We start from the raw sequence: 15,657 nt of genomic DNA on the forward strand, positions 1-15,657 counted from the left end.
AGCGGTTGGACACTGCTGCAGAAATGCAAAAAAAGGGGTAGTAGCCAACAGGAGATCATGAATACACCGCCCAATCCTGAATACAAGGTAATAACAATGACTGGCTGCAGTGGCTGTAAGCTGTAGAGAGCATATGGGATTGAGCGGCTACATGGCAGGGGGTGCCAACATCGCCCCCACCATGAGCCCAGTGTTTACTCTTCGTTAAAACGTATAAGTAATGCCAAACACAGCTACAGGGAACACAGGCAACTTATCAATGTCGTCTTTGAGTTTTTGTTCTTCTGCGCGGATATCTTGCTGAAGAACTGGGTCTACGGATTCCTGATTACTGCTCGTCCTTAGCGATACATCCGTATCGGTAGCCACTAGCCCAAGCTCAGAAAACAGCGCCAGACCCGCTTTATGGGAGCTACGCCAGCCAACGCCCACATACGGTTGAACACCGTCAGTAAGGGTAGCATTACCAATCACCGAGCCAATCTCGCTAGCGTTGTAGCTTCGGTTGTTAAGTTCATACACCGAGCCATCTTGCGGGTTACCTGTTACGCTGGCATCAATATCCGGCATCATAATCCCTGCCGAAAGAAAGAACCTGCCAGCAAAGGGAAAGTAATCCAATTTAACGCTAGAGGCTTTTAGGTCAAAGTCGGTATCGTAATTGACGCCATCCTGATTAAAATCGGTGTCATAGCTTAGACCATCGGTATAGCGCCCGGTCACCGCGAGATTTTCATTAAAGCGCCAGGAAACATCGGCCCCTAAGCCAGTCATACCCGCCACAGCCCCCACAGATACCCGAGGCTCAAAGGCGTGAGCATGAGTCGTAGCGACCAGCGCTACGGTTGCAATAACGCTTGCGGTTCTTTTCATCATCATGTGTCCCTTGCTGTTTTATCATCGCCTGCTCAATGGCAGGCTTGTTGGATGTGACGAAAGGCTTGTCATTATGTTTAGCGGCATAACGCCACTGCCAAAGCACCTACGTCACTTTTCTATCGCTTGGTGTAACCTGTGCATTCACACCAGCAATGTGAATTCGTTGACGGTTAAGAAAAACTACCAAGAAGAGTGTCTAACCAGTTGGACACTGCCGCTAAAAAGTTAAAACAAGCGGCAGTGCAGGCCTAAAACTGCTTGGTGGCACTAATGCGCAGCGTGCGAGGATCACCAAAGCGCAAGAAATCGTCGGCGGCGCTGCTGATGACGTAGTCAATATCGGTGAGGTTTTGAATGCTGGCTTGTATTGAGAGGTCGGGCATCGCCTGCCAGTGGGCGCTTAGGTCGTAGCGGGTGTAGCTATCCACATAAAAGCTGTTAGCCCGGTCGCCGGGGCGGCTGCCTTGGTAAACCACACCCGGCGTGAGGGTTAGCTGACTGATCGGCTGGTAATGCAGCAGCAAGGAGTGCTGGTGGGTGGGAACGCTGGGAAAGCGGTTGCCTTCATTGGCGTCGTTGGTTTTCTCCAGTCTGGCTTCCATGTACGTTGTGGCGGCAGTGGCTTGCCATTGATCATTCAATTCAATGCTTAGATTGGCTTCAGCGCCTTTCACCGTTTTCTCCCCCGCCAGCACATAGCGTTCAGCTATTTCCAGGTCGCGTACCAGCAGGTTGTTCTGGCGAATGTTAAACAGCGCCATATCCAGCGTGGCGGAGGGAGTCGGCTGCCAGTTAAGCCCCAGCTCGTGCTGAACACCACGGCTGGGGTCAAAGTAATTAGCGTTTTTATCCTGCCCTCGATTAGCCAGCCACGACTGACTATAGCTGGCGCGTAAAGTTAGCTGGTCATCAAGCGCCCAGGCCAAGCCAGCGGAATAACTCAACGTGCGGTTATCCGCTTCGCTTGTGCTGGAGTTTCCGCTCACATTGGTTAAACGATAATCCGTATAACGTGCGCCTAAAGAGAGGTCAAGCGTATCGCTTAGTTGACTTTTCTGACTCATTAATAGCGCAGATTCCTGCCAGTCGATATTGCCACTCAATGGGGTTAGTTGGTCTTGACTGGGTAGTGAGACGTCAAAATCCGGCTGATAAATATTCAGACTAAAATCGTATGATGAAACGGCGTCATCATAAGTCGACTGAGTTTCATGGTATGCCAGCCCCACGGCGGTTTCATGGCGCAGCCCGCCCAGTGCGTAGTCGTAATGCAAGCTAAGCTGACCGGTGTTTTGGGTAAAGTGTTCATCCACTTCCCGGTAGTAGCCTGGCAAGGGACTGTCTTCGTCGGCCATAAACCAAAAGCCAACCCGCTTCTCTTCACGTTGACCGGTAATGCGCCGGTAAATACCTTCTAAACGAAGGTTAGATGCAAGTTGAGTGTCACTTTGCAGCTCAAAGCGGTGGTATTCGCTTTTCGCGAATGAGGCGGGATGCACATAGGAGACATCATAAACCGGCGAGCCCTGAGCATAGACATTGTCAAAATCGTAGGGATAGTTCTGGCGACTATATTCCCAGCTACCAGTAAGCTCGGTGCTCTCTCCCTGCCACGCTACGCTATTGAGCAACGTTACCGGGCTTGAGTCTACGTTTTGCTTATCGCTATTAAGATGACGAGCCGCCAGCACCGTGCGGTAAGCCCAAGCACTGTGTGGTGCTAGCGGGCCGGTAGAATCCACCACCAGCGCTTGATAATCATCGCTACCCAGGCCAGCAGTAACGCTAGTGCTTGGCTGGTATTGCGGCCTTTTGGCAATAAAGTTGATCGAGCCCCCTGGCACCCCAGCGCCATACCATGCGCTGTTATGGCCCTTTATAAAGTCGACTTGCTCGTAGGTGGCCGGGTCGCGAACATAATAGCTCTGGTTATCTAGTACGCCATCCAACAACAGCCGCCCACCTAATGGAAAGCCACGTATCGAGTAGTCTTCTCCCATTCCTGCACCATTGCGGCTGATTTGAACGCCCGGTACATAGTCGCTCAGATTGGCTGCAGAACGGGCATTAAAACGATTTAGAAAATCAGCGCTTAGGGTATTTTTCGTTTGATGGAATGGAGTCTGAGCAGTAGTGAGGCCAACCTCTTGATTCACTAACACTGGGGCATAAACAATTTGGGTCGTTAGATCGACAGGTTGAGCAGTGCCATTTACGGACACGACGGATACAACGAACGTGCCTCCTATGGTTAACAGCGCTTGTCCAGGCTTGCGTATGGAGGATAGATTCAACATCACAATGAGCACACCTTGACAATGCAATAGAGCGGGACTTTATCAGGAAACAGCAGCTCGCCGTTGGCATCAGCGGCTTTCCATTCGGATTTAACGGTACAAGGTAACCCTGGGGCGGTTAACGTAACGGACAACAAAACTTTCTCGCCTGGTAGCGTGTTGGGAATGGCGATACGAGGTTGGTCCGGCTGGAGTCCCATGGCCATCCCCCCCACCTCGACAGGTGCATCCTGACAAACTAAAAATAAGTTTTCCCAAGGGGCTTTGCCTGTATTCATGACCGCCCATGTTTTTACAAAGGTTTGATGCGGCATCACAGATGAGTAATCCGGGTAAGTAACATCCTCGATAAAGGCGGTGCCCGCTTGATGAGTAGTCGCCAGCCTACCGCGCATGCTTTTATGAAAGTAGGGATGAATAATGTCGAGCGGGTGAACACCGAGTGCCGAAGAGAGACGAATTAACGTTGAAAGCTTGCTCTCTGCCACGTCCCCACTGAGCAAGTTATACAGGCTAGCGCGAGAAATACCTGCCCGTTCGGCCAACTGGGTTTTGGTGAGATTAGACTGTTCAATTAGTTCATTCAACGATGTTGCAAACCGTCTCCCACTCATAAAGGATAGCCTTACAATTAGATGTACTTGACCTTCCTGATCGCACACCCAAGAGGTTTTTTTGAAATCATCCTTTAAGCCATTATCATGAAATTAAAGCAAAATTCAATAAAAAGTTAATTTTAATTAAGACTAAATTAGATGTCATTAATTTAGGGTAAGGGATAGAGAGCGGAACGATATGGCTTGGATACAAAAGGCATTCGACAACTATTGATACCGCCCCGGCCGCTTTGCTACTTCTTCCAGCGCCCACCCCTGTATACGCAGCTCACCTTCCAGTACAGCCTCAAGCTGTGGTGTCAGGTCGGGGAAGAAGTTAAGCCCTGTGCGTGCCTCAATCTCATCGATGGTCACCAAATAGTCATCCAGCGGCTCATTGCCCCGAACGTCTTGTGGCATGATGAACGCCAACGCTAATGGTGCCTCGTTGTGCGGCGCTACTATGATCTTGTAAAAAGCCGAAGGCACTTCGACCAACCCTACCCGGTTGAACACGTTATCCATAAAGTGTTCTGGGTAAATGGGGCCGGTCATCACCTGCAACCGGTCAAAGCGTGGCGCAAAGTGATCCATTACCGCTTCTTCTAACCGCTGCCAGAGCTGCCGATTCAGGTTGGGCCGTTGCGGGGACATATTACTCATTAGGAAGGTATCGACCTGAGCGCTGCGCCCATGCACCGCTGCAATGGCGTAGTTTGGTGCTAAATGGCCTCGGTCGTAACCGCTACCGGCGTAGCTGTCGGTGCCTATCGGCCATAGCGTGCGCCAATCGGCTTGAAAATTTGGCCTTGGGCCGATGCTCGAGTCGTCTACTGCTTCAACCTGATAACTTACCCATAGCGGATTGACCCGCACATCGGACCAGCCTACCAAGTAGCCATCATTGCGCAGCACTCGGTGCATCGTAGTGGGGCGAAACGCCTCCCACGTTGGCACCCCCATCCAGGTGTAAGCATCTTTATGCTGGCGCTCCTGAAACTCCCACAGCCCTGTGCCAACTACCACAAAAAGCACAGCAATGCCCAGGCGTCGCCCCTGTCGACGCCAGCTCAAAAGCGATGTTCCCAACAGACTTTCCCCTTGTTAAATGCTTACATTAGCGCTTTTTCATTTTCACTGCGTTCGTGAACGCTTTGTGTGTAACCAAATAATAAAGGGCTACCAACCCAAAGAGAACATGGTTTCAAGATCGTGGCGGGAGTGAACCTGCATGGCATTCAGGGTTTCTGTATCGCTGATACCTTCTACGGCGTTCAGACGCTCAGTCACCAATTCAGCCAAGCTTTCAAAATCACGGGTGCGAGCAATGGCCACTAAGTCGTAGCGGCCGCAGGTGGAGTACACCTCGCTAATGCCCTCTACATCGGCCAAGCGCTCGGCCACGGCCTTGACCTGGCCTTTATCGGTATTGATTAAAATGACTGCGTTTTGCATGGCGCGCCCCTTAAGAGAAAATGGTCATAAAAGTAGTGTCAAAGCTGGGCAGAGTATAGCAGCGACGAGGAAGCGAGCGCAGCACCCGGCGACAGCGTGACCAATTGTCGCTATTCCAGCAGCACTATTCGCACAACCCTTATACATCCGCTAGCATGTAGTTTAAGAATAGGGTTGAAAACGGCTGGCCTAAATTGTAGTAGGTTGAAAAAAAATAGTAGGTCGAAAATACAACTGATTGAAAGATGTAGCAGAGAGCTCCGGCTTATAAGACTACGCGGAGCACAAAGAGGTGGATAACCACCCAACAACGTGACCAAACGTCAGACCGTGACGATAAGGAGAAATCATGGCTAATAAGAGCCGTCGTGACTTTATGCGCAACAGCATGTTGGGTCTTGCAGCCCTTCCACTGGGAGCTGGCATTCTTTCTAAAACTGCTTTCGCCCAAGAGCTGCCGCGCCTTGACCCTTCCGCAAGCAACGCCCAAGCGCTTAACTATGTAGAAGACGCCAGTGAAGCCAGCGATCATCCCGCTTATGAAGAGGGCGAACGCTGCGATAACTGCATGTTCTTTAATGCAGACACTGAGGGTTGCCAGCTATTTCCAGAGAATAGCGTAGCACCCGCTGGCTGGTGCCAATCCTGGACTGCTCAAGCTTAAGCATTTAAAACTTGATAGCCGTATAAGCACCTCTACCCCGCCATTTGGGCGGGGTAGTTTTGTTTAAGACACGCTAGCAGCTAAGAAGCCGGGCTTTCATCCTCTACCGGCCAATGAAAACGCCGCGTTACCCGTCCTTCTTCCAAAGAGACAAGATGAACAGGGAAGCCCCATAGCTGCTGTAGATGGCGAATCACCGGATAAACACTGCGGCCTAATGGGCGGCGACTATCCTGCACGTGATGGAGTGTTAGCGAGCGATCCCCACGAATAGCCGCTTCAACCACTTGAATATTGGGTTCGCGAACAGAGAGCGCGTACTGAGTGGCAAGCGCTTCCCGAACCTGGCGGTAGCCCTGTTCGTTATGAATTGCTGCGACTTCAAGGGTCTCCACCTGATCGTCATCCACCACCAAAAACAGCTTATGGTCACGCATCACCTTCGGCGATAAAAACTGCTGAATAAACGACTCATCCTTGAAGTTGCGCATCGCAAACTCCAGCGTTTCCCGCCACGGAGTGCCTGCAATATCAGGGAACCACTCGCGATCCTCATCGGTGGGTGCTTCGCAGATCCGCTTAATATCCATAAAGATTGCAAAGCCAAGGGCATAGGGGTTAATCCCACTGAAGTGAGGATGATCAAACGCTGGCTGGTTAATGACCGCCGCATGAGACTGTAGAAACTCCAGCATTAATCCCTCATCGACATTGCCATCATCGTAGAGCCGGTTCATCAGCGTGTAGTGCCAAAAGCACGCCCAGCCCTCATTCATTACCTGGGTCTGCCGCTGAGGATAAAAATACTGTGCCAACTTGCGCACAATCCGCACGATCTCACGCTGCCAGGGCACCAGCAGCGGCGCATTTTTTTCAATAAAGTAGAGCAGGTTCTCTTGAGGTTCTGGAGGATAGTGGCCGCCGCTGTGCAAGCCCAATGGGTCATCGTCAGCATGCAGGCACCCCGTTGACAGCGGTGAATCGCTGATAGGTGCCTCCGGAATGGTACGCCAGAGCATATTCACCTGGGTTTGCAGGTAGCTTTCACGCTCCTCCTGGCGCTTCGCTTCTTCCTCGGCAGAGATCGGCGAGGGCCGCTTGTAACGGTCGACCCCATAGTTTTGTAGCGCATGGCAAGCATCCAGTAACTGCTCAACGGCCTGCACGCCGTGGCGTTCTTCACACTTGGCGATATATTTACGCGCAAACACCAGGTAATCAACAATTGAAGAGGCATCGGTCCAGGTGCGAAACAGGTAGTTACCTTTAAAAAAGGAGTTGTGGCCGTAGCAGGCGTGAGCCATCACCAACACCTGCATCATCAGCGTATTCTCCTCCATTAAATAAGCGATGCAGGGGTCGGAATTGATCACCAGTTCATAGGCTAAACCCATCTGGCCACGCTTGTACGCCTGCTCGACGGCTAGAAACTGCTTGCCGAACGACCAGTGGTGATAGCCCACCGGCATGCCTACACTCGCATAGGCATCCATCATCTGCTCGGTAGTGATGACTTCTATCTGATTAGGATAGGTATCTAGCCGATACTCATCAGCGAGCCTGGCCAGCTCCGCATCAAAACGCTCCAGTACACTGAAGTTCCAATCGGAGCCGGTGGCAATCGGCTTACGCTTGCGGGTCGCACTCATAGCCCCCTCCTCTACACGCGGTCACTAACCTGTATACAAGGTCACTAGGACTGGCTTAAGCGGCGCTTAAACAGTTCACGAAAGACCGGATAAATATCGCCCGCCTCCACAATTTGGCGCATGGCAAAGCGCTCGGGGAACTCTTTCACCACACTTTCGTACTCATGCCACAGTGACTGATGGTCATGGGGCGTGATCTCAACGTAGGCGTAGTATTGCAGCTGCGGCATCAACTGTTTGACCAGTAAGTCGCGGCAAATATTCGAGTCATCATCCCAGTTATCACCATCGGACGCCTGGGCCACATACAGATTCCATTGGCCAACGGGATAGCGCTTTTCGATGATTTTATTCACCAGGTTCAGCGCACTGGAAACAATCGTACCGCCGGTTTCCCGCGAGTAGAAAAACTCCTCTTCACTGACTTCCCGAGCAGCCGTATGGTGGCGCACAAAAACCAACTCGACCTTCTCGTAGTGCTTCTCCAAGAACAGATAGAGCAGCAGGAAAAACCGCTTGGCGATGTCTTTGTGGTTTTGGGTCATCGAGCCGGAGACATCCATGACGCAAAACATCACCGCTTGATTGGAAGGCTGAGGCTGTGCGCTTAGTTGGTGGTAGCGCAGGTCGTAGGTGTCAATAAACGGTACGCCCGCGATGCGCTTCTCCAGGCGCTCAATTTCGGCTTTCAGCTCGGCAATGCGGGTGGGATTACGCAGCACCGTGTCCTTGCGTTCTTCGGCCTCCAGGGCATCAATCGCCTCTCTTAACGCCCGTTTAATCGGTGCGCGCATAGCAATGCGCCGAGCATAGGCTTCGCGCATAGAGCGGGTAATGCTAATCCGCGACGGCACACCGTCCCGGGAGAGCCCCGCCCGCACCATTTTGACCTCTTCAAGCGATTTCAACGGTTTGCGCTGCAAATGGGGCAGTTCTAAACCGTCAAAAACAAACTCCAAAAACTCTTCGCGGCTCAGCGTAAAAGCGAACTCATCGACGCCTTCACCCTGATTAGAGGGGCCGCCCTCGCCTGCGCCACCACCGCCCCCCTGCCCACTGGGGCGGCGGATTTTATCACCGGCGACAAACTCTTTATTACCGGGTGAAACGATATTACGCGCCCCACCCGGGCCATGCTGGAAGACCGGCTCGGAGATATCCTTTGCCGGTATCGAAACGTTCTCACCACGCTCCATATCCGTAATCGAGCGGCGGTTAACGGCCTCTTCAACCGAGCGCTTGATATGCTTACGGTAGCGCTCCAAAAAGCGCTGCCGGTTCACCGCGCTTTTATGTTTCGCGTTCGGCCTTCGATCAATAAAGTAGGTCATACGACCTCCTTAAACGCTCATCTTAAGCACACCATCCATTACTGGGACTTGCGCACGCGCAGATACCACTCGGATAGCAACCGCACCTGTTTTTCGGTGTAGCCGCGATCGACCATCCGCGCCACAAAGTCTTCGTGCTTTTTCTGATCCGAGCGAGAAGCCTTGGCATTGAACGAAATCACCGGCAACAGCTCTTCGGTATTGGCGAACATTTTGTGCTCGATAACGCCCTTGAGCTTTTCATAGGACTGCCAGCTCGGGTTCATACCGTTGTTTTGCGCCCGCGCCCGCAGCACAAAATTGACCACCTCGTGGCGGAAGTCTTTGGGATTCGAGATACCCGCGGGTTTTTCGATTTTCTCCAGCTCTTCGTTGAGCGCCTGGCGGTCTAGCAACTCACCGGTCTCATGATCACGATACTCTTGATCCTGAATCCAGAAATCTGCGTAGGTCACATAGCGGTCAAAGATATTCTGGCCATACTCGCTGTAGGATTCGAGGTAAGCGGTCTGGATCTCCTTACCAATAAAGTCCACGTAACGAGGCGCCATATATTCTTTGATAAAGCCCAAGTAGCGCTCAAACACTTCCGATGGCAGCTGCTCACGCTCCAACGCCTGCTCAAGCACATAAAGTAAATGGACTGGGTTAGCGGCCACCTCGGTGCTGTCGAAGTTAAATACCTTAGAAAGAATCTTGAACGCAAAGCGGGTGGAAAGCCCCTGCATACCCTCGTCAACGCCTGCGGCGTCGCGGTACTCCTGAATCGACTTGGCGCGAGGGTCGGTGTCTTTCAGATTTTCACCGTCGTAAACGCGCATTTTCGAGTAAATATTGGAGTTTTCCGGCGCTTTTAGCCGTGACAGTACCGAGAACTGGGCCAACATGCGCAGCGTGTCCGGTGCGCAGGGCGCGGCGTTAAGCGAAGAGTCTTCGAGCAGTTTTTGATAGATCTTGATCTCTTCGGTAACCCGCAAACAATAAGGCACCTTGACGATATAAACCCGGTCAAGGAACGCTTCGTTATTGCGGTTATTGCGAAACGCCTGCCATTCCGACTCGTTGGAGTGGGCCAGGATCACGCCATCAAAGGGAATCGCCCCCATGCCTTCGGTGGGGTTGTAATTACCCTCTTGCGTCGCGGTAAGCAGTGGATGCAGCACCTTGATCGGCGCTTTGAACATCTCCACAAACTCCATCAGCCCCTGGTTAGCACGGCATAAACCGCCGGAGAAGCTGTAGGCATCCGGATCATCCTGGGAGTAAAGCTCCAATTGGCGAATATCGACTTTACCCACCAGCGACGAGATATCCTGGTTGTTCTCATCCCCTGGCTCGGTTTTGGAAATAGCGATCTGGTTAAGCCGTGATGGGTACAAACGCACTACCCGGAACTGGGAGATATCGCCGCCGTACTCATTCAGCCGTTTTGCCGCCCAGGGCGACATTACGCTGCGCAAATAGCGCTGTGGGATACCGTACTCTTTCTCGAGCAGTTCGCCGTCCTCTTCGGGTGAGAACAAGCCAAGCGGCGACTCGTAGACCGGCGAGCCTTTAATGGCATAGAACGGAATCCGCTCCATCAGCAGCTTAAGACGCTCTGCCAGCGACGACTTACCGCCGCCCACAGGGCCAAGCAGATAGAGAATCTGTTTGCGCTCTTCAAGCCCTTGAGCCGCATGGCGGAAGTAGGAGACGATTTGCTCAATGGCCTCCTCCATACCGTGAAACTCGGCAAAGGCTGGATAGCGACGAATCACTTTATTGGAAAAAATACGTGATAGACGCGGGTCTTTCGCCGTGTCGATCACTTCAGGCTCGCCTACGGCTTCCAGCATGCGCTCGGCGGCGCTGGCATAAACCTTCGGATCACGGCGACAAAGCGCCAGGTACTCCTCCAGGCTCATGTCCTCTTGCTGAACGCGGGAAAAACGGTCTTGAACGTGATCAAAGATGCTCATGAAACTCTCCTGTGGCCCATCCCCAGGCAGTCACCGTCAAGCCAAATGTTACGCAACGGCGTGCCAAACGAGGTGTCGCTTTTTTAGCGTAGTCAGCATTAGCAAAAAGTGATGACTAAAACCTTCAACGCAGCAGCGATATAGATAAGAGAATTATTCAGACGAATAGTTGCGTTAGTCCAAGCATCTCAAATAAACGCAAAGCGCTAAAGCAGTGATGTCGCTGCTTTAGGCAGCGACATCACTAGGTCAAAAGCGCCCAACAGCGGCAAAAAAGAGAGTAACTGACGGCTTTAACGCTCAAGTACCGCGCGAATATCGGCCAATAGACCATCCAGCAATTCAACGGTGGTGTTCCACGCACATACAAAACGCGCGCCACCTGCGCCAATAAAGGTATAGAAGGTCCAGCCTTTAGCTTTCAACGCTTCAATAGCGTGGGGCGGCAATTCAACGAACACGCTATTGGCTTGGGTAGGGAACATGAGCGATACGCCGGGTAGCGCTTGCAGCCCTTCCGATAGGTAGCGCGCCATCTCGTTGGCGTGCTGTGCGTTGGTTAACCAGGCACCACTTTCTAGTAGCCCTAACCACGGCGCTGAGACAAAGCGCATCTTGGAAGCCAACTGCCCTGCCTGCTTGCAGCGGTAGGAAAAATCTTCGGCTAATTCACGGTTAAAGAACAGAATCGCTTCGCCAAACGCTAAGCCGTTTTTGGTACCCGAAAAACACAGCGCATCCACTCCCACCTGCCAGGTAATTTCTGCGGGAGTGGCATTTAGACTGGCGCAAGCGTTGGCAAAGCGGGCGCCGTCCATGTGCAGGCGCAAGTCATGTTTATCGGCAATGGCACGAATCGCCATGAGCTCTTCCCGGGAGTAGAGCGTGCCCACTTCGGTGGCTTGCGTGAGCGATACCACTTTGGGTTTTGGGTAGTGAATATCGCTGCGCTTGGTGACCAGCGCCTCAATGCCTTCCGGCGTCAGCTTGCCATTGGCCCCCGGAGAGGTCAGCAGCTTCGCTCCGTTAGAGAAGAACTCCGGACCGCCGCACTCGTCGGTTTCGATATGCGCAAGCTCGTGGCAAATAACGCTGTGGTAGCTGCGTCCCATTGCAGAGAGTGCCAGGGAGTTGGCGGCGGTGCCGTTGAAAACGAAGAAGACATCGCAGTCGTAGTCAAACATCTCGCGAAAGCGATCCGCGGCACGGGCTGTCCAGAGATCATTACCGTAGGCCAAGTCATCGCAACGATTGGCTTCTAGTAGATATTCCATCGCCTCCGGGCAGATACCGGAGGTGTTATCACTGGCTAAAAAACGCGGGCTACACTCCGAGGTCATGACGACAGTCCTTTTATCTGGCGATCGAACGGCGCGAGCTGGGTGCCACTCGCGCCTTTAATATCTAGCTATTCTTAATAACTAGATTAGTCATTTAGTCTATCGCCATTTATGGGCTAACGTCACCCGCTCAACTCACCTACACAGAACTATCTCGGGACACGTCGGTGGCCGAGGGCAGGTTTCCGCGAGGGCGCTGTGAATCCGTCCATGGACGCTACTTTCGCCATCTGACCGCCATGGATGGCGGAAATGCCGGCATTGTCGGGAACATTATTCCGGCCATGGCGAAAGACCCTCGCTTCAACCTGCCCTCGAACATGGTGAATGGGGATTTATGAAATTTACTCTATCCAGCCTATAGGCTAGCGGCCAATCGAGTGCCCTGCTCAATTGCCCGCTTGGCATCCAGCTCGCTGGCTTCATCCGCGCCGCCGATTATATGTACCACCGCCCGTGCGCGCTCCAACGGCGCCAGCAGATCACGCACTGACTCCTGTCCGGCGCACACCACCACACTATCCACGGCAAGTACTTGGTCAACGCCATCGCGGCGAATATGCAGCCCCTCGTCGTCCATTTTAAGGTATTCGCAGCCGGTGAGAGTTTTCACTCCCCGCTGCTTAAGCGATGCGCGGTGAACCCAACCGGTGGTTTTCCCCAGATACTTGCCAGGCTTGGAAGTTTTACGCTGGAGCATGACAATTTCGCGGGGAACCATGGGCGCTGTCGGCGCTTTTAAACCGCCCCGCTTGCCGACTGCCAAATCAACGCCCCACTCATCGCACCAGTCAGCAATGTCCAAGGCTGGGTGGCCTTGGTGGGCCAGCAGTTCGGACACATCAAAACCAATACCTCCCGCGCCAATCACCGCTACTTTACGCCCAACACGCTCGGGAGATTCAATCGCTTCGGCGTAGCTCAACACCTTGCCGTGGTCGTGACCTGGAAGATTGAGTTCCCGGGGCTTAACGCCGGTGGCCATGACCACCTCATCGAAATCGGCGAGGGTTTCTGCGCTTGCCGTAGTGTTTAGACGTACTTCTACCGCATATTTCTCCAGCATCACCCGGTAGTAGCGCAGGGTTTCATTAAACTCCTCTTTGCCAGGAATCTTACGCGCGTAGTTAAACTGCCCGCCCAGCTCACTGCGCTGTTCGAACAGCACCACGCTATGTCCGCGGCTAGCGGCTGTCACAGCCGTTGCCAGCCCCGCCGGGCCGCCACCCACCACGGCGACGCGTTTAGGGGTTTGCGCGGGCTCTATCACCAGTTCGGTTTCATGACAGGCACGGGGGTTGACCAAACAGGAGGTCAGCTTTCCGGCAAAGGTGTGATCCAGGCAGGCCTGGTTACAGGCGATACAGGTATTGATCTCTTCAGCCAAGCCCTCTTCGGCTTTGCGTATCCAGGCAGGATCCGCCAGGAAAGGCCGCGCCATGGAGACCATATCCGCGTGGCCCGCCGCCAGTACGCGCTCGGCTACCTCAGGCATATTGATACGGTTGGTGGTAATCAACGGAATCGATAGTGCTGATTTGATCCGCCGGGTCACCTCGGTAAAGGCAGCGCGGGGCACGCTGGTTACAATGGTGGGCACCCGCGCTTCGTGCCAACCGATACCGGTGTTGATCACGTTCGCCCCGGCGGCTTCGATCGCCTGGCCCAGCGTGACGACCTCTTCCCAGGTGCTGCCCTCTTCGACCAAATCAATCATCGAGAGGCGGAAGATAATCACAAATCGTTCACCCACCGCTTCGCGAACACGGCGCACGATCTCAACGGCAAAACGCATCCGGTTTTCAAACGCCCCGCCCCACTCATCGTCACGCTGGTTGGTACGCTGGCAGATAAACTGATTGATCAGATAACCTTCTGACCCCATGATCTCAACGCCATCGTAGCCCGCCTGTTTGGCTAAGCTTGCGCAGCGAACGTAGTCAGCAATTTGTTGCTCAACCTCATCGCTAGAAAGTGCTCTAGGCATAAAGGGATTGATCGGCGCCTGGATAGCCGAAGGTGCTACCAAATCCGGCGAGTAGGCGTAGCGCCCGGCATGAAGAATCTGCATGCACAGATGACCGCCCTCAGCATGCACCGCGTCTGCCACCTGGCGGTGTTCTGGCAACTGCGCCTCATCAACGAGCGCGTGGGCGCCCTGGAATACGGCGCCTTCCGCATTAGGGGCAATACCGCCGGTGACGATCAGGCTAACCCCCTCCCGCGCACGCTCGGCATAAAATGCCGCTAAGCGTTCAAAGCCATTGGGCGCCTCTTCCAAATTGGTATGCATAGAGCCCATCAAAACGCGATTGGGCAACGTTAAATAGCCAATGGTCAGCGGGCGGAAAAGGTGCGGATAGGCGGGCGCACGGGTCATCACGGTACTCCTTGGTATTATTAGTAACAGTGTTAAAACGCATTCAAACAAGCGTATGACATACTCGCCGCAACGTACAGACCTTTACCTATCTGAATATTGCCAGGTTTGCCGTTCTCCCCCTTGCCCAGTGTGCAAATTCGCGTCACATTACCCGGCTAACGATAAGGAACCGTTGCTATGCCCTTGATGTATTTTTTGCCGCCACTCGCCACCGTGCTTATCTGGTCGGGCAATATGACCATTAATCAGCTTAGCGTAGGCGCCATCGCGCCAAGCAGTATCGCTTTTTTACGCTGGCTGCTTGCCCTTGCGGTGATGACCCCGTTTGTACTCCCCGCAGCGTTACGCCACCGCGACGAAATTCGCCGCCAGTGGCCCAAGCTAGCGCTGCTTGGACTACTCGGCATGGGCCTATGGCAAGGGCTGGCCTATGTGGCGGCAGAAACGACGACCGCTACCAACATGGGGATTCTCGCCGCCATGGTGCCGTTGTTAACGGTACTGCTGAGCGCGCTGATTCTTCGCGAGCCGCCGACCCTGGGTGGCATCGTGGGCGGCGTGCTGGCCTTCGTGGGGGTTACCGTTCTGCTAGGGCGTGGTAATCCGCTCTCGCTGCTACAGCTAGAGGTTGCCCTTGGTGATGCGCTGATGGTGGTAGCAGCCACTTGCTACGCGCTATATGGGGTGATGCTCAAACGCTGGTCGATGAATTTACCGCCCTGGGTGATGCTTTACGCCCAAGTCTGTTTTGCGGTGCTGTTCTTGTTACCGCCTTATTTGATGGGGCCAATGACACCTATTGATAGTCAGAATATCGGCCTGATTGTCTACGCGGGCATTCCTGCCTCGATCATCACCACCTTTTTGTGGATGCGCGCAGTTCGCCAGATCGGTGCCAATCAATCAAGTATTTTCATCAACCTAATGCCACTGTTTAGCGCACTGATTGCGATGGCCTTCTTGGGTGAACAAGTGGCAGGGTTCCACTTTACCGGTGGGCTGCTGATTCTGGCGGGTGTCATCATGGCGCAAACGCTGACACGCCCGTTAGCACGTGGTTTAACCTCGGATAAGCCGAGCAGCGCCCGATAATGCTAGAATG

Annotated in this window: 12 protein-coding genes; 2 read left to right on the forward strand and 10 right to left on the reverse strand. The window is 53.4% G+C overall.

The features are described 5' to 3' along the window. Positions 1 to 204: 204 nt before the first annotated feature. The 5 genes from YERSI8AC_RS15640 to YERSI8AC_RS15660 form a co-directional block, all read right to left on the reverse strand. On the reverse strand, positions 205 to 873 hold the full coding sequence (locus YERSI8AC_RS15640; RefSeq protein WP_236557311.1) for a hypothetical protein: 669 nt from the start codon (positions 871 to 873) through the stop codon (positions 205 to 207). A gap of 254 nt (positions 874 to 1,127) precedes the next feature. Beyond that, the gene (locus YERSI8AC_RS15645; RefSeq protein WP_159177033.1) at positions 1,128 to 3,176 is read right to left on the reverse strand and encodes a TonB-dependent siderophore receptor; all 2,049 of its coding nucleotides are present in this window, start codon (positions 3,174 to 3,176) and stop codon (positions 1,128 to 1,130) included. Then, positions 3,176 to 3,790, reverse strand: a complete 615-nt coding sequence (locus YERSI8AC_RS15650) for an NBR1-Ig-like domain-containing protein (protein WP_159177034.1) — start codon at positions 3,788 to 3,790, stop codon at positions 3,176 to 3,178. Before YERSI8AC_RS15650 ends, YERSI8AC_RS15645 begins: the two co-directional genes overlap by 1 nt. A gap of 210 nt (positions 3,791 to 4,000) precedes the next feature. Then, on the reverse strand, positions 4,001 to 4,846 hold the full coding sequence (locus YERSI8AC_RS15655; RefSeq protein ID WP_159177035.1) for a DNA/RNA non-specific endonuclease: 846 nt from the start codon (positions 4,844 to 4,846) through the stop codon (positions 4,001 to 4,003). 105 nt (positions 4,847 to 4,951) lie between these two features. Next, positions 4,952 to 5,227 carry an Lrp/AsnC family transcriptional regulator gene (locus YERSI8AC_RS15660; RefSeq protein ID WP_008958975.1) on the reverse strand — a complete coding sequence of 92 codons (276 nt, stop codon included), beginning with the start codon at positions 5,225 to 5,227 and terminating at the stop codon, positions 4,952 to 4,954. A gap of 349 nt (positions 5,228 to 5,576) precedes the next feature. Here YERSI8AC_RS15660 and YERSI8AC_RS15665 point away from each other — a divergent pair, with 349 nt between their 5' ends. Then, positions 5,577 to 5,891, forward strand: coding sequence for a high-potential iron-sulfur protein (locus tag YERSI8AC_RS15665; protein WP_022522716.1), 315 nt, complete (start codon positions 5,577 to 5,579; stop codon positions 5,889 to 5,891). A gap of 80 nt (positions 5,892 to 5,971) precedes the next feature. Here YERSI8AC_RS15665 and YERSI8AC_RS15670 read toward each other — a convergent pair whose 3' ends face one another. From YERSI8AC_RS15670 to YERSI8AC_RS15690, 5 genes are all read right to left on the reverse strand, one after another. After that, positions 5,972 to 7,540: a SpoVR family protein gene (locus YERSI8AC_RS15670; RefSeq protein ID WP_159177036.1), complete on the reverse strand. Its 1,569-nt coding sequence runs from the start codon at positions 7,538 to 7,540 to the stop codon at positions 5,972 to 5,974. A gap of 44 nt (positions 7,541 to 7,584) precedes the next feature. Beyond that, the gene (locus YERSI8AC_RS15675; RefSeq protein ID WP_009287655.1) at positions 7,585 to 8,871 is read right to left on the reverse strand and encodes a YeaH/YhbH family protein; all 1,287 of its coding nucleotides are present in this window, start codon (positions 8,869 to 8,871) and stop codon (positions 7,585 to 7,587) included. Positions 8,872 to 8,909: 38 nt separating this feature from the next. After that, positions 8,910 to 10,832, reverse strand: coding sequence for a PrkA family serine protein kinase (locus YERSI8AC_RS15680; protein WP_009287654.1), 1,923 nt, complete (start codon positions 10,830 to 10,832; stop codon positions 8,910 to 8,912). A gap of 293 nt (positions 10,833 to 11,125) precedes the next feature. Then, a complete protein-coding gene (locus YERSI8AC_RS15685) occupies positions 11,126 to 12,172 on the reverse strand; it encodes a threonine aldolase family protein (RefSeq protein WP_009287653.1) in 1,047 nt (348 codons plus the stop codon). Between the two features lie 358 nt (positions 12,173 to 12,530). Beyond that, complete coding sequence (locus YERSI8AC_RS15690; protein WP_022522714.1) at positions 12,531 to 14,552, reverse strand: NADPH-dependent 2,4-dienoyl-CoA reductase; 2,022 nt, start codon at positions 14,550 to 14,552, stop codon at positions 12,531 to 12,533. A gap of 180 nt (positions 14,553 to 14,732) precedes the next feature. Between YERSI8AC_RS15690 and YERSI8AC_RS15695 the strand changes: the two genes are divergently transcribed. Continuing rightward, positions 14,733 to 15,647, forward strand: a complete 915-nt coding sequence (locus YERSI8AC_RS15695; RefSeq protein WP_009287651.1) for a DMT family transporter — start codon at positions 14,733 to 14,735, stop codon at positions 15,645 to 15,647. Positions 15,648 to 15,657: the final 10 nt, after the last annotated feature.

The organism is Halomonas sp. 113 (assembly GCF_904067645.1).
Lineage (GTDB): Bacteria > Pseudomonadota > Gammaproteobacteria > Pseudomonadales > Halomonadaceae > Vreelandella > Vreelandella titanicae.